This window comes from Kitasatospora sp. NPDC036993, from assembly GCF_055607525.1.
Genome location: NZ_JBVJRP010000006.1, coordinates 520757 through 542690 on the forward strand (window position 1 = coordinate 520757; position 21934 = coordinate 542690).

The 21934-nt window shown below is 73.5% G+C and carries 12 protein-coding genes and 1 pseudogene; 12 read left to right on the plus strand and 1 reads right to left on the minus strand.

Annotated elements, in window-relative coordinates; all coding sequences use genetic code 11:
- Positions 1-147 precede the first annotated feature (147 nt).
- The 12 genes from ACZ7C5_RS16195 to cimA all read left to right on the plus strand — a co-directional run bounded on the left by ACZ7C5_RS16195 (position 148) and on the right by cimA (position 21752).
- Positions 148-3192 (plus strand): helix-turn-helix transcriptional regulator, encoded by a 3045-nt coding sequence (locus tag ACZ7C5_RS16195; RefSeq protein WP_470322775.1) that lies wholly within the window; start codon positions 148-150, stop codon positions 3190-3192.
- 451 nt (positions 3193-3643) lie between these two features.
- Complete coding sequence (locus ACZ7C5_RS16200; RefSeq protein WP_470322776.1) at positions 3644-6697, plus strand: putative bifunctional diguanylate cyclase/phosphodiesterase; 3054 nt, start codon at positions 3644-3646, stop codon at positions 6695-6697.
- A 332-nt stretch (positions 6698-7029) separates the two neighbouring features.
- On the plus strand, positions 7030-8883 hold the full coding sequence (locus ACZ7C5_RS16205; RefSeq protein WP_188296762.1) for an acetolactate synthase large subunit: 1854 nt from the start codon (positions 7030-7032) through the stop codon (positions 8881-8883).
- Between the two features lie 85 nt (positions 8884-8968).
- The gene (gene ilvN / locus ACZ7C5_RS16210) at positions 8969-9493 is read left to right on the plus strand and encodes an acetolactate synthase small subunit (protein WP_188296763.1); all 525 of its coding nucleotides are present in this window, start codon (positions 8969-8971) and stop codon (positions 9491-9493) included.
- Between the two features lie 134 nt (positions 9494-9627).
- Entirely contained in the window at positions 9628-10626 is a 999-nt protein-coding gene (ilvC, locus tag ACZ7C5_RS16215) for a ketol-acid reductoisomerase (protein WP_188296764.1), read from the plus strand.
- Positions 10627-10869: 243 nt separating this feature from the next.
- Positions 10870-12459 (plus strand): phosphoglycerate dehydrogenase, encoded by a 1590-nt coding sequence (gene serA, locus ACZ7C5_RS16220; RefSeq protein WP_188296767.1) that lies wholly within the window; start codon positions 10870-10872, stop codon positions 12457-12459.
- 329 nt (positions 12460-12788) lie between these two features.
- Positions 12789-12950 (plus strand): hypothetical protein, encoded by a 162-nt coding sequence (locus ACZ7C5_RS16225; RefSeq protein ID WP_401083713.1) that lies wholly within the window; start codon positions 12789-12791, stop codon positions 12948-12950.
- 235 nt (positions 12951-13185) lie between these two features.
- The gene (locus tag ACZ7C5_RS16230; protein ID WP_470322777.1) at positions 13186-16572 is read left to right on the plus strand and encodes a S8 family serine peptidase; all 3387 of its coding nucleotides are present in this window, start codon (positions 13186-13188) and stop codon (positions 16570-16572) included.
- 116 nt (positions 16573-16688) lie between these two features.
- Complete coding sequence (locus ACZ7C5_RS16235) at positions 16689-17252, plus strand: Uma2 family endonuclease (RefSeq protein WP_470322778.1); 564 nt, start codon at positions 16689-16691, stop codon at positions 17250-17252.
- 58 nt (positions 17253-17310) lie between these two features.
- Positions 17311-18348: a 3-isopropylmalate dehydrogenase gene (locus ACZ7C5_RS16240; protein WP_401083719.1), complete on the plus strand. Its 1038-nt coding sequence runs from the start codon at positions 17311-17313 to the stop codon at positions 18346-18348.
- 309 nt (positions 18349-18657) lie between these two features.
- Complete coding sequence (locus tag ACZ7C5_RS16245; protein ID WP_188297101.1) at positions 18658-19770, plus strand: branched-chain amino acid aminotransferase; 1113 nt, start codon at positions 18658-18660, stop codon at positions 19768-19770.
- 377 nt (positions 19771-20147) lie between these two features.
- Complete coding sequence (cimA, locus tag ACZ7C5_RS16250) at positions 20148-21752, plus strand: citramalate synthase (RefSeq protein WP_401083721.1); 1605 nt, start codon at positions 20148-20150, stop codon at positions 21750-21752.
- 94 nt (positions 21753-21846) lie between these two features.
- Here the strand turns inward: cimA and ACZ7C5_RS16255 are convergent.
- Positions 21847-21934: pseudogene (locus tag ACZ7C5_RS16255) on the minus strand (ATP-binding protein); the annotation flags it as partial.

Sequence of the window (21934 nt, forward strand, 5' to 3'; positions counted from 1 at the left end):
CGGCACCCGGACGGTGCCGACGGAGTCCCGGAGGGGGAGACGCTGCGAGTGAGCGTCTCCCCCTCCGGGCGTTCGGGCCCCGCACCCCGTTCGCGCTGGGAGATAACCCCTCGGCCGGTCCCCACCGGCTATGGCATGCTCGCCTCCATGCAGCACACATCGGTCAGCCCCGTCTTCGTCGGCCGTGGCAACGAGATCACCGAGCTGACCGACGCGCTGCGCCGCGCGGGCACCGGCAGCCCGCAGGCCGTCCTGATCGGCGGCGAGGCGGGCGTCGGCAAGACCCGGTTGCTGGAGGAGTTCCTGGAGCGCGCCGCCGCCCGGGGCGCGGTCACCTCGCTCGGCGGCTGCCTGGAGGTCGGCGCCGAGGGGCTCCCGTACGCGCCGCTGGCCACCGCGCTGCGCAGGCTGCACCGCTCGCTGGGCGCCGAACTGGAGGCCGCCGCGGCCGGCAGCGAGGGTCATCTCGCCCTGCTGCTCTCCGAGTTCGGCGAGGTGGACGGCGAACCCAACGACGAGTACAGCCGGGCCCGGCTGTTCGAGCACACCGCGAGGCTGTTCGAACGGCTCGGCGCGGACCGTACCCTCGTCCTCGCCGTCGAGGACCTGCACTGGTCCGACCGTTCCACCCGCGAGCTGCTCGCCTTCCTGGTGCGCACCCTGCACCGCTCCCGGGTGCTGCTGGTCGCCACCTACCGCACCGACGACCTGCACCGCCGGCACCCGCTGCGCCCCTTCCTGGCCGAGCTGGAGCGGCTGCGCACCGTCCAGCGACTGGAGCTCGCCCGGTTCGACCGTCGCGAGGTCGCGGCCCAGCTGGCCGGCATCCTCGGCACCACCGCCCCCGACCGCCAGCTGGTGGACCGCATCCACCGCCGCTCGGAGGGGAACCCGTTCTTCGTCGAGGAGCTGGCCACCGCCTTCGAGGACGGCTGCGGCGCCGGGCTGACCGACTCGCTGCGGGACATCCTGCTGGTACGGGTCGAGGGCCTGGCCGAGGACGCCCAGCGGGTGGTGCGGATCGCCGCCGAGGGCGGCTCGCACGTCGAGCACGCCCTGCTGGCCGCCGTCCTGGACGACGACGAGGAGGCGCTGATCGAGGCCCTGCGGGTGGCCGTCGGCGCCAACATCCTGCGCCCGGACAGTGAGGGCGAGGGCTACCGGTTCCGGCACGCGCTGGTCCGCGAGGCGGTCTCGGACGACCTGCTGCCCGGCGAACGGCACCGGATCAACCGCAAGTTCGCACTCGCCGTGGAGGCCCAGCCGCAGCTCGTCCCCGGTGACGCGCTGCCCGCCAGGCTGGCCAACTACTGGTACCACGCGCACGATCCGGCCCGCGCCCTGCCGACCGCCCTGGACGCCGCCCGCGCGGCCCGCCGCCGCAACGCCTTCGCCGAGCAACTCGGCATGCTGGAACGGGCCCTGGAGCTGTGGGACCTGGTCTCCGAGGAGGTGCTGGCGCACACCCTGCGCCCGTACGACTGGGCCGAGACCTACCCGCCGGGCTCCTGCGACCACAGTGGCGCGGACGAGGACTGCGGCCGGATCCAGCTGGTCGACGTGCTGGCCGAGGCGGTGGTCGCGGCCCGGCGCAGCGGCGACCGCGAGCGCGGCCTGAGCCTGGCCAAGCGCGGCATCCGGCTGGTCGACGAAGCCGAACACCCGGTGCGGGCGGCCTGGTTCCGGATCAACCGGGCCCGGATGCTGGGCAGTCTGCGCCGCTCCGGGGACGACGAGGAGATCGCCCACGCGCACCGGCTGGTGGAGCACCTGGCGCCGTCCGCCGTGCAGGCCGAGGTGTTCGCCCTCGGCGCCGGGTCCGCCATGCTCAAGAAGCCGGGCCCCGAGCACGTCGGGCTGGCCGAGCGGGCGATCAGGACCGCCCAGGAGGTCGGCGCCCACTCGGTCGAGGTGCACGCCAGGATGACCCTCGGCAGCCTGCGCTACGAGTTGCAGGGCGACGCCGAGGGCGGGCTGGCCGAACTCGCCGGCGCGGTCGAGCGGGCCCGCCTGCTGGGCGTGCCCGACCTGCTGCTGCGCGGCATCAACAACCTGGCCAGCATGCAGCGCGGGCTGGGCCGGTCAGAGGAGGCCGTCGCCCTGAGCAGGGAGGGCCTGGACTTCGCCGACGGCAAGGGCCTGCTGCGCAACATCGGCACCATCCTGACCGGCAACCTGGTCGAGGCGCTGACCGACCTCGGGCGGGTGGGGGAGGCCGCCGAGGTGCTCGCCGCCTGCGAGCTGACCAGCCTGACCGGCACCCACGCCGAGTTCCTGGACCGGATGCGCGGCGAACTCGCCCTGCTGAAGGGCGACCTGCCCGTCGCGGCGACCATGCTGGCGCAGGCCAGGGCGGCCAACCGGGTCGGCCAGGTCCAGCACAGCGTGCCGATCAGCCGGCTGGCGGTGCGGCTCGCGGCGCTCGGCGGCCGGCCGCTGGAGGCCAGGGCCGAGCTGCTCGCCGCGCTCGCCGAGGAGGGGCGCAGCGGCAACGAGTCCGACGTCTACCCGCTGCTGGCCGAGGCCGCCGCGGTGGAGGCGGACAGCCGGGGCCTGCCACAGGCCGAGGCGGGCCGGGCGGGGGCGCTGGCGGCGATCGCCGCGGCCGCCGCCGAACTGCGGCCGAGGGCGCCGCTGCACCACGGCTGGGCCCGGCTGCTGGAGGCCGAACTGGCGCGCGCCGAGGGTGCGGACACCCCGGAGGGCTGGGCCGCCGCGGTCGAGACACTGCGGCCGACCGGCCTGCCGTACCCGCTCGCGCTCGCCCTGCTGCGGGCCGGTGAGGCCGCGGTGCAGGCCGGGCGGCGCGAGGCCGGCGCCGAACTGCTGCGCGAGGCGGCCGAACTGGCGGCCGTCCGGGACGACCGGCTGCTCGGCGGGCAGATCGCCGCCCTGGCCGAACGGGCCGGGCTGAGCCTCGCCCCGGCCGGGCGGACGGCCGCCGCGGTACCGGTCCAGAGCGCCGGGGACTCCTTCAACCTCACTCCCCGTGAGCGCGACGTGCTCCGGCTGCTCGCGCGCGGCTGGACCAACCGGCAGATCGCCGGGGAACTGTACATCTCTCCGAAGACCGCGAGCGTGCACGTCTCCAACATCCTCGGCAAGCTCGCCGTCGGCGGCCGGGGCGAGGCGGCCGCGCTGGCGCACCGGCTGCGGCTGTTCCCGGACGACCTGGCCCCCTCCGGCCGCTGAGACACGCCCCGCCACGGGCCCGGACCGGCTTCGACCGGTCCGGGCCCGCCGTTTCGCCTGCCCGGCACCGTCGCTCCGCATCGTCGTCGCGCCTGCCCGGCACCGCCGTTCGTCCGTCCTGGAACCGGTGTTCGGGCGCCGCCTCATGCTCCCGTGCGCGCCGCGTGAGCCCCCGCCCGCGCGCCGCCGCCAACCGGGCCTATCCGTAGGAATCAGGGGCATTTCCCCACCCTTTCGCCATTACTCTAAGTTGAGTGTGCGTGTCATTGAGTGACGGAATTGGTGTAGGGTCCATTTTGGGAGCATCGGTACGGTGTGGCGGTCGGAAGGCCGCCCACCCCCTGGGCCACCGCCCTGACGGGGCGCCAGGCCACCGCGCACGGCCGAGAGGTGCGCGGCCGGTGGCCCGTGGCCGGGGCGCGAGGCCCCGGGCCGGAGGGGGAGAGGCCGAGTGAGCTCCACCGAAACGGTGCTGCCCGGAACCGGACGGCCGGACGCACCGCACACCGACACGTCCGCCGCCGACGTGCCCGCGCCGGCCCGTCGCTGCCCGCTGTGGCGGTTCCGGGAGAGCCGCACGCTGCCCGGCCTCGTCCTGGGCGTGCTCTGCCTGGCCTACGCCAGCGGCGCCGCGGCCGGCTGGGGATCGCACCAACTGTCCGTCTTCATGGGCGACTTCGGCCTGGCCGCGGCGGCCCTGGCGGCCGCGCTTTCGTGCCTGGTGTACGGCTGCACGGCCGCCGGGCACGCCCGCCCTGCCTGGCTGCTGTTCGGCCTCTCCTCGTTCATGGTGGCCTTCGGCAACGGCACCTGGGGCTGGTACGAGCTGGTCGAACGCACCCCGCTGCCCAAGGACTCGCTCGCCGAGTACGCCTTCCTGCTGTTCGCCCCGCTCGCCATCACCGGCGTCCTGGTGCTCGCCAAGCACCCGCGCACGGCGGCCGGCTGGCTCTGCCTGCTGCTCGACGGCTGGCTGATCGCCGGCTCGCTGTTCACCCTGAGCTGGAGCCTGGCGCTCGGCCGGATCGCGGCCGGCGAGGACGGCTCCCCGCTGCGGCTGGCCCTCAACCTGGCCTACCCGGTGCTGGACATCCTGCTGGTCAGCCTGGTGGTGGGACTGCGTTTCGGGGGCCGGGACGGCAACCGGGCCGCGGTGCACACCGCGATGCTGGCGCTCGCCGTCACCGTCACCTGCGACGCCCTGTTCACCTCCCCTGAGCTGCGCAGCAGCTACCACTCGGGCGAACTCCTGGACGCCGGCTGGTTCTCCGGCAGTCTGCTGCTGGCCTGGGCGCCGTGGTCGCCGCGCCGGCGCCGCCCGCTGCGCGAGCACCCCTCGGCCGGCGGCCTGCCGCGCCGCCGGGTGGCCACCACCTTCAGCGCGCTCACCCCGTACGCCGCCGCCGCGGTCTGTACCGCCGGCATCCTCTACAACGCCCTCGGCGGGCGGGAGTTGGACCGGGTGGTGGCGGCCGCCGCCTGCACCGTCGGGCTGGCGCTGATCCTCCGGCAGGGCGTGATGCTGCTCGACAACCTGTCGCTGGCCCAGGAACTCGCCCACAAGGAGGCGCACTTCCGCTCCCTGGTGCAGGGCTCCAGCGACGTCATCATGATCGCCGGCGCCAACGGCGTGCTCTCGTACGTCTCCCCGGCCGCGCTCGGCGTCTACGGGCGGGACCCGGAGGAGCTGGTCGGCGGCAACCTGCTGGACCTGGTCCACCCCGAGGACGTCGGCCGGGTGCTCTCCGAGGTCCGCCGCTACGTCGCCAGGGTCCGGCTCACCACCCACCGCGGCCCCGGCAACGCCGAGCTCTCCACCCGGGTCGAGTGCCGGATCAGCTCCGGCTCCGGGGAGTGGCTGCACGTCGAGTCCACGATCAGCCGGCACCGCGACGGCCTGCTGCTCAACAGCCGGGACGTCACCGAACGCGTCATGCTCCAGGCCCAGTTGCAGCACAACGCCTTCCACGACCCGCTCACCGACCTGCCCAACCGGGCGCTGTTCACCCAGCGACTGAGAGCCGCCCTCGGCGCCCGTGGCCAGCTGGGCGACACGGGCGCCGGGATCGCCGTGCTCTTCATCGACCTGGACGGCTTCAAGGCGGTCAACGACACCGCGGGGCACCAGGTCGGCGACGAGCTGCTGGTGCAGGCCGCCCGCAGGCTCCAGAACGCCGTCCGCTGCGGGGACACCGTCGCCCGGTTCGGCGGCGACGAGTTCGCCGCCCTGGTCTGCGGCCCGCTGGGCCGCCTCCAGGTCCAGGAGCTGGCCGAGCGGCTGCGGCTCGCGCTCTCCGACCCGTACTGGATCGGCGGCGCCGAACTCGGTGTCGCCGCCAGCATCGGCATCGCCTTCGGCACCCCCGAGCGCGGCGCGGCCGCCGACCCCAGAGCCGCCGCCGACGAGCTGATGCGCAACGCCGACCTCGCGATGTACCGGGCCAAGTCCGAGGGCAAGGGCCGGGTGGTGCTCTACGCCCCCGCGATGCGGGCCGACCTGGAGCGCCGCACCGAGCTGGAGGAACGGCTGCGGCTGGCCGTCCGGGAGGGCGGCTTCACACTGCTCCACCAGCCCGTGGTCGACCTCTCCAGCGGCACGGTGACCGGCGTCGAGGCACAGGCCCGCTGGCGCTCGCTGGGCGGCCTGCTGCTCACCCCGGCCGAGTTCCTGCGCTCGACCGAGCACGGCGACGCGGCCACCCGGTTCTCCCGCTGGCTGGTCCTGGAGGCGGTCACCGCGGCCGCCGAGCGGCGCGGCCTGCCGGGCAGGGGCCGCGTCGCGCCGGAGCCCGTCCCGGTGGCCGTCCGGCTCTCCGTCGAACGGCTCTGCTCGCCCGGCCTGTACGAGACGGTGGCCGCGGCGCTGCGCGACAGCGGACTGCCCGCCGACGAGCTGGTGATCGAGGTGGCCAGGATGGGCCCGGACTCGCTCGCCGACGAACTCGGCCGCCGGCTCTCCGCCCTGCGCGGCCTCGGCGTCTCCACCTGGCTGGCCGGGTACGGCGCCGGCGGCGGTTCGCTCGGCGCGCTCGCCCGGCTGCCGCTGGACGGGCTCAAGCTGGACCGCACGCTCGTCCAGGACCTCGGCGAGTCCCCGCTCAGCCGTACCCTCGCCGGGCACGCGCTGCGGCTCGGCCGCGACCTCGGCATGGCCACCGCCGCGGAGGGCGTGGACCTGCCCCGGCAGGTCGCCGCGCTCCAGGACCTGGGCTGCGGGCAGGCCCAGGGCTCGGCCTTCGCCCCGCCGCTGGACGAGCCCCGGCTGCGCCGGGCGCTGGCCCGCCGGAGCTATCCGCTGCCCACGCCGCCGGGCCCGCTCTCCGCCCGGCGCCCGTACCCGGCCGCCGCCGCCGACACCCGGGCGGGTGGCCGGGCGGGTGCCAGGACGGACGCCACGCCGGGACGTGGCGCACATCACCACGGCGGTCCTGACCTGCCCGAACGCCGTGCCGCCACCGGCCCGTCCGGCGGTCCGCATGGCGAGACGGTCATCCCACCTGCTTGACATGCCGCCCCGCACGGGAGGAAGGTCGTTGCCATGCGCACCCGAATTCTCGTACTTGGCGGGCGCGTCGGCTGAGTGGGCTCGAACGCCCTGCTCGTGACAGACCGACGCGCCACCCCTCGCATGCCCTTGGGCACGAGGGGTTTTTTGTTGCACTGACGCTGTTCCACCTCCGCAAGACCCCTGGCCTCGGCCGCCCGAGCACGTCCGACGTACCGGACCAGAGCGGGACGATCGAGGCAGAGCCGGCGATCGACCCGGACCGGGACCCCTCCCTCGCAGCACCGGGGCCCGCAGCACCGAGTCGGCAAAACCCGAGAAGAGACAGGCAGATGACCGAGCACGCCGCATCCCCCCGCCGCGGGGACAACCCGGCCGCGAACGCTCCCGCTCCCCAGCACGTCGTCGAGACCATGACCGGCGCCCAGTCGCTCATCCGCTCCCTGGAGGCCGTGGGCGCGGACACCGTGTTCGGCATCCCGGGCGGCGCCATCCTTCCCGCGTACGACCCGCTGATGGACTCCGTCAAGGTGCGCCACATCCTGGTCCGGCACGAGCAGGGCGCCGGTCACGCCGCCACCGGCTACGCCCAGGCCACCGGCCGGGTCGGGGTCTGCATGGCGACCTCGGGCCCGGGCGCGACCAACCTGGTCACCCCGATCGCCGACGCGTACATGGACTCGGTGCCGGTCGTCGCGATCACCGGCCAGGTCTCCTCCAAGGCGATCGGCACCGACGCCTTCCAGGAGGCGGACATCTGCGGCATCACGATGCCGATCACCAAGCACAACTACCTGGTCACCGACCCGGCCGAGATCCCCCGGGTGATCGCCGAGGCCTTCCACATCGCCTCCACCGGCCGCCCGGGCCCGGTCCTGGTCGACATCGCCAAGGACGCGCTCCAGGCCACCACCACCTTCCGCTGGCCGGTCGAGACCGCGCTGCCCGGCTACCGCCCGGTGACCAAGCCGCACGCCAAGCAGATCCGCGAGGCCGCGAAGCTGCTGGTCGGCGCCAAGCGCCCGGTGCTGTACGTCGGCGGCGGGGTGATCAAGGCGCAGGCCACGGCCGAGCTGCGGATCCTCGCCGAGCTGACCGGCGCCCCCGTGGTCACCACCCTGATGGCGCTCGGCGCCTTCCCGGACAGCCACCCGCAGCACCTGGGCATGCCGGGCATGCACGGCTCCGTCCCGGCCGTCACCGCGCTCCAGAAGTCCGACCTGCTGTTCACCCTCGGCGCCCGCTTCGACGACCGGGTCACCGGCAAGCTGGACAGCTTCGCCCCCAACGCCAAGGTCGTCCACGCCGACATCGACCCGGCCGAGATCGGCAAGAACCGCCCGGCGGACGTGCCGATCGTCGGCGACGCCCGGGAGGTCCTCGCCGACCTGATCGTCGCCGTCCAGGCCGAGTTCGACGCCGGCCACAAGGGCGACTACACCGAGTGGTGGGAGCGGCTCGACGAGTGGAAGAAGACCTACCCGCTCGGCTACGAGCCGGCCCCGGACGGGCAGCTCTCGCCGCAGCAGGTCATCGAGCGGATCGGCCGGCTGGTCGGCCCCGAGGCGATCTACGCCGCCGGGGTGGGCCAGCACCAGATGTGGAGCTCGCAGTTCATCGGCTTCGAGAAGCCGGGCACCTGGCTCAACTCGGGCGGCGCCGGGACGATGGGCTACGCCGTCCCCGCGGCGATGGGCGCCAAGGCCGGCCGCCCGGAGAGCGCGGTCTGGGCGATCGACGGCGACGGCTGCTTCCAGATGACCAACCAGGAGCTGGCCACCTGCGCCCTGAACGACATCCCGATCAAGGTCGCGGTCATCAACAACGGCTCGCTCGGCATGGTCCGGCAGTGGCAGACGCTGTTCTACAACCAGCGCTACTCCAACACCGTGCTGCACTCCGGCCCCGGCCACGACGGCATCGAGCCGCCGGCCCAGGGCACCAGGATCCCCGACTTCGTCCTGCTGTCCGAGGCGATGGGCTGCGTGGGCCTGCGCTGCGAGCGCCCCGAGGACCTGGACGCGGTCATCCGGCAGGCGATGGAGATCAACGACCGCCCGGTCGTCATCGACTTCATCGTCCACCAGGACGCCATGGTCTGGCCGATGGTCGCGGCCGGCACCAGCAACGACGAGATCCAGTTCGCCAAGGGCGTGCGCCCCGACTTCGGCGACGACCTCGACTGACGCCCCCTGCTACCCACCCGTCGCCCGCCACCGCCCTTCTCGGGACCGGCTACGCCGGACCCCTCCTGAGCGACTGAGGAATCCCATGGCCAAGCACACCCTCTCCGTCCTGGTCGAGAACAAGCCCGGCGCGCTCGCCCGCATCGCCGCGCTGTTCTCCCGTCGGGGCTTCAACATCGACTCCCTCGCCGTCGGCTCGACCGAGCACCCGGACGTGTCCCGGATGACGATCGTGGTCAACGTCGAGGACCTCCCGCTGGAACAGGTCACCAAGCAGCTCAACAAGCTCGTGAACGTGATAAAGATCGTCGAACTCGACCAGTCCGCTGCGATCCAGCGGGAACTGGTCCTGGTGAAGGTCCGCGCCGACAACGAGACCCGGTCGCAGATCGTCGAGATCGTCCAGCTGTTCCGTGCCAAGACCGTCGACGTGTCGCCGGAAGCGGTGACCATCGAGGCCACCGGCAGTTCGGACAAGCTGGAGGCCATGCTCCGGATGCTGGAGCCTTACGGCATCAAGGAGTTGGTCCAGTCCGGCCTGGTCGCCATCGGCCGCGGCGCGCGTTCCATCACGGACCGCTCGCTGCGCGCCCTGGACCGCAGCGCGTAAACAGCGCGCGTCTCGCCCGCCACCGCCTTTCAAGGGCGCGCGGCACCTTTCAAGCAAAGACCCCACACCACGTCGCGTGCGCATACGGTGAACACCGCGTACCCGGCATCCATCACGCAAGGAGAAGTACCCCCGTGGCCGAGCTGTTCTACGAAGACGACGCCGACCTGTCCATCATCCAGGGCCGCAAGGTCGCGGTCATCGGCTACGGCAGCCAGGGCCACGCCCACGCGCTGTCGCTGCGCGACTCCGGCGCCGACGTCCGGGTCGGCCTGAAGCCCGAGTCCACCTCCCGTGCCAAGGCGGAGGAGGCCGGCCTGCGCGTCGTCACCCCGGCCGAGGCCGCGGCCGAGGCCGACGTCATCATGATCCTGGTCCCGGACCCGATCCAGGCCGACGTCTACGAGGCCGACATCGCCCCGCACCTGAAGGCCGGCGACGCCCTGTTCTTCGGTCACGGCCTGAACATCCGCTTCGGCTTCATCAAGCCCCCGGCGGACGTCGACGTCTGCATGGTCGCCCCGAAGGGCCCGGGCCACCTGGTCCGCCGCCAGTACGAGGAGGGCCGCGGCGTCCCCGCGATCGTCGCGGTCGAGCAGGACGCCTCGGGCAAGGCCTTCGACCTGGCGCTGTCGTACGCCAAGGGCCTGGGCGCCACCAAGGCCGGCGTCATCAAGACCACCTTCACCGAGGAGACCGAGACCGACCTGTTCGGTGAGCAGGCCGTCCTCTGCGGTGGCACCGCCGCCCTGGTGAAGGCCGGGTTCGAGACCCTGGTCGAGGCCGGCTACCAGCCGGAGATCGCCTACTTCGAGTGCCTGCACGAGCTGAAGCTCATCGTCGACCTGATGTACGAGGGCGGCCTGGAGAAGATGCGCTGGTCGGTCTCCGAGACCGCCGAGTGGGGCGACTACGTCACCGGCCCGCGGATCATCACCGACGCCACCAAGGCCGAGATGAAGAAGGTCCTCACCGAGATCCAGGACGGCACCTTCGCCAACACCTGGATCGCCGAGTACAAGGCGGGTCTGCCCAAGTACAACGAGTACAAGAAGGCCGACGAGGACCACCTGCTGGAGACCACCGGCAAGAAGCTGCGCTCGCTGATGAGCTGGGTCAACGAGAACGCCTGACCTCCTCCGGGCCGTTTTCCCGGCCCCGGTTTTGTTACGTCCTTGTACAAGTAGGCTGCTCTCGTCCGGGTGATTTCGCCGGACGGGAGCAGCCCGCTACCCACCCCGTCGATACACTCCGAGTGCGCGTCAGGCCCACAGCGTCGTGCGTCTACTCACGCGGCATGCCACCTTCCCCCGCCCTCCACGCCACCTACGTGCCCGGGGGGACCGGACAGTTAAGGACCCACTGTCGTGAGCACTGTGACCACTGCGAAGACCGGCGTCGTACTGATCGCCGAAGAGCTTTCGCCCGCCACCGTCGACGCCCTCGGCCCCGACTTCGAGATCCGCCACTGCAACGGCGCCGACCGCACCGAGCTGCTCACCGCGATCGCCGACGTCGACGCGATCCTGATCCGCTCCGCCACCAAGGTCGACGCGGAGGCGCTGGCCGCCGCCCGCAAGCTCAAGGTGGTCGCCCGGGCCGGCGTCGGCCTGGACAACGTGGACGTCGCCGCCGCCACCAAGGCCGGCGTGATGGTCGTCAACGCGCCGACCTCCAACATCGTGACCGCCGCCGAGCTGGCCTGCGGCCTGCTGGTCTCCGTCGCCCGCAACATCGCGCCGGCCAACGCCGCGCTCAAGCAGGGCGAGTGGAAGCGCAACAAGTACACCGGCGTCGAGCTGAGCGAGAAGACCCTCGGCGTGGTCGGCCTCGGCCGGATCGGCGTCCTGGTCGCGCAGCGGATGTCCGCGTTCGGGATGAAGATCGTCGCGTACGACCCCTACATCCAGGCCGCCCGCGCCGCGCAGATGGGCGTCAAGCTGGTCTCGCTGGAGGAGCTGCTGGAGGTCTCGGACTTCATCACCGTCCACCTCCCGAAGACCCCGGAGACCATCGGCCTGATCGGCGACGAGGCGCTGCACAAGGTCAAGCCGACCGTCCGCATCGTGAACGCCGCCCGTGGCGGCATCGTGGACGAGGAGGCGCTCGCCAGCGCCCTGCGCGAGGGCCGGGTGGCCGGCGCGGGCCTGGACGTGTACGCCAAGGAGCCGTGCACCGACTCCCCGCTGTTCGCCTTCGACAACGTGGTCGCCACCCCGCACCTGGGCGCCTCCACCGACGAGGCGCAGGAGAAGGCCGGCATCGCGGTCGCCAGGTCGGTGCGCCTGGCGCTGGCCGGCGAGCTGGTGCCGGACGCGGTGAACGTCCAGGGCGGCGTGATCGCCGAGGACGTCCGCCCGGGCCTGCCGCTCGCCGAGAAGCTCGGCCGGATCTTCACCGCGCTGGCCGGCGAGGTGGCCGTCCGCCTCGACGTCGAGGTCCGCGGCGAGATCACCCAGCACGACGTGAAGGTGCTCGAACTGTCCGCGCTGAAGGGCGTGTTCGAGGACGTCGTGGCGGAGACGGTGTCCTACGTCAACGCCCCGCTGTTCGCCCAGGAGCGCGGCGTGGAGGTCCGTCTGACCACCTCCAGCGAGAGCGCCGAGCACCGCAACGTGATCACCGTCCGCGGCACGCTCTCGGGCGGCGGGGAGATCGCCATCTCCGGCACGCTGGCCGGCCCCAAGCAGACCCAGAAGATCGTCGGCGTGGACGCCTTCGACGTGGACGTCGCGCTCACCGACCACATGGCCTTCTTCAAGTACGAGGACCGCCCCGGTGTGGTCGGCGTGCTCGGCCGCCACCTCGGCGACGCGGGCATCAACATCGCCGGCATGCAGGTCGCCCGCGACGGCGGCGACGCGCTGGCCTCCATCACCGTGGACACCGAGATCCCGCAGGAGGTGCTCTCGGCCATCGCCGCCGAGATCGGCGCCCGCTTCGCGCGCTCGGTCGACCTGGGCTGAGTTCGCACGCTCCTCCGGGGCCCGGACCACCGTTCGCACGGTGGTCCGGGCCTCGCCGCGTTCCCCCGGGTGACGCCCGTCTCAGATAGTAGGAAATCCAAGTATTCGTGCAGACACGGCCGGGACGGGGTCGTACCGTGGAAGGGCCATACGGTGTGCCGCCCCTGTAGCCAGGGCTCGCGGCCCGTGTGCGCGTGCGCCCTCCGAGCAGGCGATCCCTGCTCCGCGCGTACCCTCCGCCGCCCGTCGGCGCCCGTCCCGGGGCGCTGCGCGCGGCACCTCCCTCCCCCTCGCGCTGCTCGCGCAGCGCCGCTTCCGAGGAGCCCGGTATGTCGCCGACCGCCGCCGACCGCCACGCCACGTCCACCCCCGCCGCCACCGCCGTCCGCGCCCCGCGCCGCCGCCGGGCCGCCGAGCGGAACCCCTTCGCGGCCGCCGCCCTCCAGCGCTCGCTGGACCGCCGGGACAACGGCGGCGTGACCGGCCACTGAGCGCCCGGCTCCCATCGTCGGGGCGACGCTGGCGTTCATCGGTCGAATGGGCCGTACGGGGTGGCCGGCCGTCACCCAGTAGAGTGCAACCCCGTTCCATCCGAGGGAAGTTGCTCGTCCCCGTCGGCGCGATCATCCTAATTTGGGGCCTCCGGGAGGGGTGATCGACGTCCGCACGGGCGGGCGTCAGCGACACGGAGTGCGGATCAGTCCCCCTGCCGGGGGAGAGGGCCCAGTGCGTCTGCCACCCGTCCGCCGACCCGCCGCCCGGATCGGCCTCACCCTGGCCCTGCTGGCCGGGAGCGCCGTCCTCGCCGCCACCCCGGCGGCGGGCGGCCCACCGTCCGCGGGCCCACCGTCCGCGGGCCCACCGTCCGCGGGGCCACCGGCCGCCGGACCTCCGGGGGCCGGCCGAACGGCCTCCGTCCTGCTCGAACTCACCACCGAGGCGGCCGGTCCGGCCTGGCGGCGCGCCGCCGACGGGGCCCGGCGGGCCCAGCGCTCCCCGGAGGCCGTCCACCGGGAGGCCGCCCGGGCCGGCGCGGCCCAGCGCTCCTCGGCCGGGGACGCGCTCGACCGGCTCGCCGGGGCAGTCCACCGCGCGGCCCCCGCCGCCCGGGAGCTCTACCGCACCCGGACCGTGCTCACCGGCCTCGCGGTCGACGCGCCCGCCGACCGGCTGCCCGCGCTGCGGGCGCTGCCCGGCGTCCTGGCCGTCCACCCGATCGTCGTCAAGCGGCGCGACAACGCCCACTCCGTCCCGCTGACCGGCGCCCCGCGGGTCTGGGCCGGCGACCCGGCCACCGGGACCGGCCGGGGCACCCGGATCGGGATCGTCGACAGCGGCATCGACTACACCCACGCCGACTTCGGCGGCCCGGGCACCGAGGAGGCGTTCCGCTCGGTCGAGCGCGGCAGGCCGGCGCCGCCCGCGCTGTTCCCCAACGCCAAGGTGGTCGGCGGCAAGGACCTGGTCGGCGACGACTACGACCCCGATCCGGCCTCCCCGCACCACCAGCCGGTGCCGCACCCCAGCGACAACCCGATCGACTGCGTGCGCAACGGGCACGGCACCCACGTGGCCGGCACCGCGGCCGGGTACGGCGTCACCGCCGACGGCCGGCCGTACACCGGTCCGTACGGGCCGGGGCTGGACCCGGCCGCCTTCCGGATCGGCCCCGGCACCGCCCCGGGCGCCCAGCTGTACGCGATCCGGGTGTTCGGCTGCGACGGCTCCACCGACCGGGTCACCGAGGCGCTCGACCTGGCCGCAGACCCGAACGGGGACGGCGACCTGAGCGACCGGCTGGACGTCGTCAACCTCTCGCTCGGCAGCCGCTTCGGCAGCACCGACGACACCGACGCCCTGGCCGTCGACCGGCTCGCCGAACTGGGCACCGTCGTGGTCGCGGCGGCCGGCAACGACGGCGACGTGTACGGCATCGGCGGCAGCCCGGGCACCGCCGCCCGGGCGATCACCGTCGCCGCCTCGGTGCACGGACACGCCGACGTGGACGGCATCACCGTGCTCGCCCCCGCCGCGCAGGCCGGGGTCGTCCCGGCGCACTGGAGCGAGCGCTACCAGGGCTGGTCCACCGCCGACGTCAGCGGCGAACTCGCCCTGCCCGCAGACCAGTCCGACGGCTGCGCCGACTTCAGCGAGGCCGACAGACGGCGGCTGGCCGGACGGATCGCGCTGCTCACCTGGCGCACCCGGGAGGCCGACCGGGCCTGCAACTCCGGACCGCGCGCCGACCACGCCGCCGACGCGGGCGCGATCGGCGCGCTGTACGCCGCGGACTCCGACCACCTCGCCGAGATCGCCGGCAACGACCGCGTCCCGGCCGTCCTGCTGGCGCGCGCCGACGGCGAGCGGCTGCGGCAGGCCTCGGCCGCCGGGCCGGTGCGGGTGCGGCTCGCCGCGCCCGGCAACACGCTGCACGGCTCCGTCCCGCAGGACCAGCCGGCCAGGGCCGACACCCTGACCGACTTCACCTCGCGCGGCATCGGCGTGCCCGGCGTGGTCAAGCCCGACCTGGCGGCCCCCGGCGAGAGCATCTGGTCCACTCTGGTCGGCAGCGGCTCCGGCGGCCAGCGCGAGAGCGGCACCTCGATGGCCACCCCGCACGTGGCCGGGCTCGCCGCGCTGGTCCGCGCCGCGCACCCGGACTGGCCGGTCGAGCAGGTCAAGGCCGCGCTGATGAACACCACCGTGGACACCTACCTCGACGACGACCACGGCGGGCCGGTCTACGGGCCCGAGCGCACCGGGGCCGGACGGGTCCGGGTGGACCGGGCGGTCCGCACGCCCGCCGTCGCCTACGCGGCGGGGGAGGGCGCGGTGGAGGGCGGCGTCGGGGTCTCCTTCGGACCGGTCGAGGTGGGCGGGCCGACCGCGTCGACCCGGGAGATCGAGGTGCGCAACACCTCGGGAACGCCGCTGGGCTACCGCACCTCGTACGCGGCGGCCACCGAACTGCCCGGCGCCTCCTACCGGGTGGCCCCGGCCCGGGTGGACGTCCCGGCGGGCGGCACCGCGCGGGTGCGGGTGACGCTGTCCGTCCCGGGGGAGCTGGGGCGCGTGCCCGACCCGACCATCGACACCGTGCAGGGCGGCCGGGCCCGCAGCTACCGGGGCGAACTCTCCGGCCGGGTGCTGCTCACGCCGGTCGGGGACGACGGGCCGCCGCAGCTGCGGATCCCGGTGCTGGCCGCCCCGCGCCCGACCGGCGACCTCACGGCGGCGGCCACCGTCCGCACCGCCAGGGACGGCACCCTGGTCGCCCTCGGCGGCCGCGCCGCGCCGGGCGAACAGTCCGGGCTGGTCAGCGCCCTCGCGCTCGGCGGCGAGGGGCCCCGCCGGCCCGACTGCCAGGCCGCCGGCAGCGGCGCGGCGGCCCGGCCGGGCGCGGGCATCCGGCCCGCGGACGCGGGGGAGGGGACGGACCAGGCGGAGGAGGAGACCTGCGTCGAGCACCCAGGCGAGCGGTCCGCCGACCTGCGCGCGGCGGGCGCCGCCGTCGACTCCGAACTGCTGTACGTGGGAGCGCAGTTGTGGGAGCCCGCGGTGACGCCGGTGGGACTGTACGGGGTGCGGGTGGCGCTGGACACCGACGGCGACGGCAGCACCGACGTCATCCTCAAGGCCGACCGGCAGCGCGGCGGCGACGTCCTGGTCTCCCGCGCCCTGGACGCCCGTACCGGGGCCGAACTCGACGTCCAGCCGCTCAACGCCCGCCGGGGCGACACCGACACCGGGCTGCTGGACAGCGACGTTCTGCTGCTGCCCGTCCGGCTGAGCGCCCTGCCCGGCATCACGCCCGGGCACAGCACCGTCCACTACGGCGTGTGGACCGGCTACACCGGGGGCGGCACACCGGACGTGGCCGAGGCCCTCTCCGCCATCGGGCTGGACGGCACCCGCCCGTCCGTCCCCCTGGACGTCCTGCACCCGGCGCTCACCGCGCGGTCCGGCCTCACCGGCCCGGCCGCCGTGATGGCCCCGGCGGGCCCCGGCGCCGTCCTCGCCGCGCGCCGGGCGGAGGGCGACCCCACGCGGCTCCTGCTGCTGTACCACCTCAACCCGGCCGGCCGGCGGGCCCAGGTGCTCGACCTGCCGTGACCGCCGCGCCGGGGGCGCCCCACCGTCCCCGGCGCGCTCCCTCGAAAGACTGGTTCCAGGGACGGTTTCGCCGAGTAGCCTGGAACGGCCGCCGGAATCCCCGTATGGGAGGAACCATGAGCATCGCGCCGTACCCCGACTGGATTCGGCCTCCTGCTGGTGGCTACACCGCAGAGGATCTCGACCGGCTGCCTGATCTCCCGCCGCACACCGAACTGCTCGACGGGAGCCTGATCTTCGTGAGTCCACAGACAAAGTTCCACGTGCGAGCGAAGCGAGTGCTGGAGCGAGGGCTGGAGGCCGCGGTTCCGGAGGGCTGGGAGGTGCGGCCCGAGATGACGGTCACGCTCGACCGCCGGAATCGACCGGAGCCCGATCTGCTGGTGGTCCACGAGGACTCCGACACCGGCTATCGCCAGACGGGCCTATCCGCCGAGCACGTTCTTCTGGCGGTCGAGGTGGTCTCCGAGGAGTCCCGCGAGCGTGACCGGGAGATCAAACCGCGTAAGTACGCGGCTGCCGGCATTCGCCACTTCTGGCGCGTCGAGTGCAACGAGGGCCGTCCCGTGGTTTACACGTTCGAGCTTGAACCGGCCTCCAAGCGGTACGTCCCGACCGGGATCCACCACAAGCAACTGAAGGTCGATCAGCCCTTCGACATCGAGATCGACCTGACCTGAACGTCCGGATCGTGGACGCGTGGTGTCAGTACCTGGGACGGCGGAGTAGGGTCCGAGCATGTCTCGCACCATTCGTCTCGCAGTTGTTCCCGGTGACGGCATCGGCCAGGAAGTCGTGGCCGAAGGCCTCAAGGTCCTGGGTGTCGCGCTTCCCTCCGACGTGAAGCTGGAGACCACCGAGTACGACCTCGGGGCCCGGCGCTACCACCGGACCGGCGAGACCCTCCCGGACGACGTGCTGGCGGAGCTGAAGTCCCACGACGCGATCCTGCTGGGCGCCATCGGCGACCCGAGCGTGCCGTCCGGCGTGCTGGAGCGGGGGCTGCTGCTCAAGCTGCGGTTCGCCTTCGACCACCACATCAACCTGCGTCCCGGCCGGCTCTTCCCCGGCGTGCAGTCCCCGCTGGGCGGTCAGCCGGAGATCGACTTCGTGGTCGTCCGCGAGGGCACCGAGGGCCCGTACGTCGGCAACGGCGGCACGCTGCGCACCGGGACGCCGCAGGAGGTGGCCACCGAGGTCAGCCTGAACACCGCGTACGGCATCGAGCGCGTGGTGCGCGACGCCTACCGCCGGGCGCAGGCGCGGCCGCGCAAGAAGCTCACCCTGGTGCACAAGAACAACGTGCTGGTGCACGCCGGGCACCTGTGGACGCGGATCTTCGCCGAGGTCGGCGCGGAGTTCCCCGAGGTCACCACCGACTACCTGCACGTGGACGCGGCGACCATCTTCTTCGTCACCCAGCCGGAGCGGTTCGACGTCATCGTCACCGACAACCTCTTCGGCGACATCCTGACCGACCTGGCCGCCGCCGTCACCGGCGGGATCGGCCTGGCCGCGAGCGGCAACATCAACCCGAGCGGCGAGTTCCCGTCCATGTTCGAGCCGGTGCACGGTTCGGCGCCGGACATCGCGGGCCAGGGCAAGGCCGACCCGACCGCCACCGTGCTGTCGGTCGCGATGCTGCTGGAGCACCTCGGCTTCGCCGCCGAGGCCGCCAAGGTCGAGGCCGCCGTCGCCGCGGACCTGACCGAGCGCTCCGGCGCCCGCAGCACCTCGCAGGTCGGCGACGCGCTCGTCGCCCGAGTATCCGGCTAGCGGGCCGGATCCGAGAGCGGGGTTCCGGCTAGCGGGCCGGATCCGAGAGCGGGGTTCCGGCTAGCGGGCCGGATCCGAGAGCGGGGTTCCGGCTAGCGGGCCGGACCCGACAAGGTTCCGGCCCGGCGGGCCGGACCGCATATCCGCAGCGTGCCGCCCTGAAACAGGGCGGGCAGCTGTTCGGCACGGCCCTCTGGATGCGAGTATCGACAGTGGGCCGTGCCGTTCTGCGTCCGTTTCGGTGATCTTTGCCGAAAGTATCCGCAGGCGGTGGCGGCCCGGACCAACCCCACGGTGAAGGAAACAGCCATGAGCACGGCCACCCAGGCGCCCATCACGTTCGACCTCAAGCCTTCCGCCCACCCGCTGCCCGCAGCGGAGCGCGAGGCCCGGCTGGCCAACCCCGGCTTCGGCCGGGTCTTCACCGACCACATGGTCACCATCCGCTGGACCGAGGGCGTGGGCTGGCACGACGCCCAGCTGGCGCCGTACGCGCCGCTGGAGATCGACCCGGCGAACATGACCCTGCACTACGGTCAGGCGATCTTCGAGGGTCTGAAGGCCTACCGCCAGGCCGACGGCTCCATCGCCACCTTCCGTCCGGAGGCCAACGCCGCCCGCTTCCAGGCCTCGGCCCGCCGCCTGGCGATGCCGGAGCTGCCGGTGGAGACCTTCGTCGAGGCCGTCGAGCTGCTGGTCCGCCAGGAGCAGGAGTGGGTCCCGAACGAGCCGGAGCAGAGCCTCTACCTGCGCCCGTTCATGTTCGCCACCGAGGTCGGCCTGGGCGTCCGCCCGGCGAACTCCTACCTGTTCATGATCATCGCCTCGCCGGCCGGCGCCTACTTCCAGGGCGGCATCAAGCCGGTCTCGGTCTGGCTCTCCAAGGAGTACGTCCGGGCCGCGCCCGGCGGCACCGGCGCCGCCAAGTGCGCCGGCAACTACGCCGCCTCGCTGGTCGCCCAGGCCCAGGCCGCCGAGAAGGGCTGCGACCAGGTGGTCTGGCTCGACGCCGCCGAGCACCGGTGGGTCGAGGAGATGGGCGGGATGAACCTGTACTTCGTCTTCGGCGAGGGCAAGGACGCCAGGATCGTCACCCCGGAGCTGTCCGGCGCCCTGCTGCCCGGCATCACCCGTGACTCGCTGCTCCAGCTCGCCTCCGACCTCGGCTACGCCGTCGAGGAGCGGAGGATCTCCACCGACGAGTGGCAGCAGGCCAACGCCGACGGCACCCTCACCGAGGTCTTCGCCTGCGGCACCGCCGCCGTCATCACCCCGGTCGGCTCGGTGAAGTCCGCCGCCGCCGACTGGACCGTCGGCGCCGGCGAGCCCGGCCCGGTCACCATGGAGCTGCGCCGGGCGCTGCTGTCGATCCAGGGCGGCCAGACCCCGGACACCCACCGCTGGCTGCACAAGATCGTCTGAGTCGGCACCCCGCCCGGCCTGCCCCGTTTCGCATCGCGAGACGGGGCGGGCCGGATCCCGGAAGCTGTGCCAGACTGCGAGCGTGTCCACGCTGTCGATGATTATTAGCAGCAGGCGCGCCGGTCCGCAGTGACCGCTCCCGCAGGACCCGATGCGGAGCGACCACGAGCGTCCAGACCCGCGCGCAGACCTCTCGCACCCGCGAGGGGTCTTTTGCTTTTTGGGCACCGCCCCATCGAGCACCTCCCCCGGACCGGCCGAGGGCCCCCACAAGGGGCCCGGGGACACCGGGACCGCGCGCGGGATCCTGGACAGTGGAGCCGGGACGACATCCGGCAGAGCAGTACCAACCTCCCCGAAACGGAGAACCAGGGGTCATGACCGAGGTCACCCGTACCGACGACAGTTTCCACGTCTTCGACACCACGCTGCGCGACGGAGCACAGCGGGAGGGCATCAACCTGACGGTGGCGGACAAGCTGGCCATCGCCCGGCACCTGGACGAGTTCGGGGTCGGCTTCATCGAGGGCGGCTGGCCCGGGGCCAACCCGCGCGACACCGAGTTCTTCGCCCGCGCCGCCGCCGAGCTGGAGCTGGAGCACGCCCGGCTGGTCGCCTTCGGCGCCACCCGCAGGGCCGGCGGCAAGGCCGCGGAGGACCCGCAGCTGGCCGCGCTGGTCGCCTCCGGCGCGCCCGTGATCACCCTGGTGGCCAAGGCGCACGACCGGCACGTGGAGCTGGCGCTGCGCACCACCCTGGACGAGAACCTGGAGATGGTCAGGGACAGCGTCGCGTTCCTGCGCGCCCAGGGGCGGCGGGTGTTCATCGACTGCGAGCACTTCTTCGACGGGTACCGGGCGAACCCCGAGTACGCCGTGGCGGTGGTCCGTGCCGCGCACGAGGCCGGGGCGGACGTGGTGGTGCTCTGCGACACCAACGGCGGGATGCTGCCGGGCGGCGTCCGGGAGATCGTCGCCGACGTGCTCGCCAGGACGGGTGCCAGGCTCGGCATCCACGCCCAGGACGACACCGGCTGCGCCGTGGCCAACACCCTGGCCGCGGTGGACGCCGGCGCGACCCACGTCCAGTGCACCGCCAACGGCTACGGCGAGCGGGTCGGCAACGCCAACCTGTTCCCGGTGGTCGGCGCGCTGGAGATCAAGTACGACCGCCGGGTGCTGCCCGCGGGCCGGCTGGCCGAGATGACCCGGATCTCGCACGCGATCGCCGAGCTGGTCAACCTGACCCCCGCCACCCACCAGCCGTACGTCGGCTTCTCGGCCTTCGCCCACAAGGCGGGCCTGCACGCCTCCGCGATCAAGGTCGACCCCGACCTGTACCAGCACATCGACCCCGAGCGGGTCGGCAACACCATGCGGATGCTGGTCTCCGACATGGCCGGCCGGGCCTCCGTCGAGCTCAAGGGCAAGGAACTCGGCTACGACCTCTCCAGCGACCGGGACCTGGCCGGCCGGGTGGTGGCCAAGGTGAAGGAGCAGGAGAACCTCGGCTACACCTACGAGTCCGCCGACGCCTCCTTCGAGCTGCTGCTGCGCGACGAGGTGCGCGGCAGCCGGGACCGCTTCTACACCCTGGAGTCCTGGCGGACCATCAGCGAGCAGGGCCCGAAGGGCTTCGCGGGCAACGAGGCCACCGTCAAGCTGTGGGCCAAGGGCGAGCGCCGGATCGCCACCGGCGAGGGAAACGGCCCGGTCGACGCGCTGGACCAGGCGCTGCGCGCGGCCCTGGAGGGCATCTACCCGCCGCTGGCCGGCTTCGAGCTGGTGGACTACAAGGTCCGCATCCTGGAGGGGCAGCACGGCACCGGGTCCAAGACCCGGGTGCTGATCGAGTCCACCGACGGCACCACCACCTGGTCGACGGTGGGTGTGGCCGACAACGTGATCGCCGCCTCCTGGCTGGCGCTGGAGGACGCGTACACCTACGGCCTGGTCAGGGCGGGCCTGGAGCCCACCGAGTAGCCGCTCCCGGGAACGCCCGTGGCCCGTCGGACTCCGCGTGGAGTCCGACGGGCCACAGGTGCTCGCGCGCTTCCCGCAGGCTCGGCGCCCGCGGTCACCGGAGTCGGGCGAGGAGGGCGTGTTCGACGAGGGTGATGAGGGCGCTTTTGGCGCTGTCGCGGCGGCGGGCGTCGAGGGTGACG

Excerpts from the sequence above, each read along its gene's own strand:
- ACZ7C5_RS16245 (WP_188297101.1), top strand. The coding sequence starts at position 18,658 with ATGAGCACGGCCACCCAGGCGCCCATCACGTTCGACCTCAAGCCTTCC.
- ACZ7C5_RS16205 (WP_188296762.1), top strand. The coding sequence starts at position 7,030 with ATGACCGAGCACGCCGCATCCCCCCGCCGCGGGGACAACCCGGCCGCG.
- cimA (WP_401083721.1), top strand. The coding sequence starts at position 20,148 with ATGACCGAGGTCACCCGTACCGACGACAGTTTCCACGTCTTCGACACC.
- ACZ7C5_RS16225 (WP_401083713.1), top strand. The coding sequence starts at position 12,789 with ATGTCGCCGACCGCCGCCGACCGCCACGCCACGTCCACCCCCGCCGCC.
- ACZ7C5_RS16235 (WP_470322778.1), top strand. The coding sequence starts at position 16,689 with ATGAGCATCGCGCCGTACCCCGACTGGATTCGGCCTCCTGCTGGTGGC.
- ilvN (WP_188296763.1), top strand. The coding sequence starts at position 8,969 with ATGGCCAAGCACACCCTCTCCGTCCTGGTCGAGAACAAGCCCGGCGCG.
- ACZ7C5_RS16240 (WP_401083719.1), top strand. The coding sequence starts at position 17,311 with ATGTCTCGCACCATTCGTCTCGCAGTTGTTCCCGGTGACGGCATCGGC.
- ACZ7C5_RS16195 (WP_470322775.1), top strand. The coding sequence starts at position 148 with ATGCAGCACACATCGGTCAGCCCCGTCTTCGTCGGCCGTGGCAACGAG.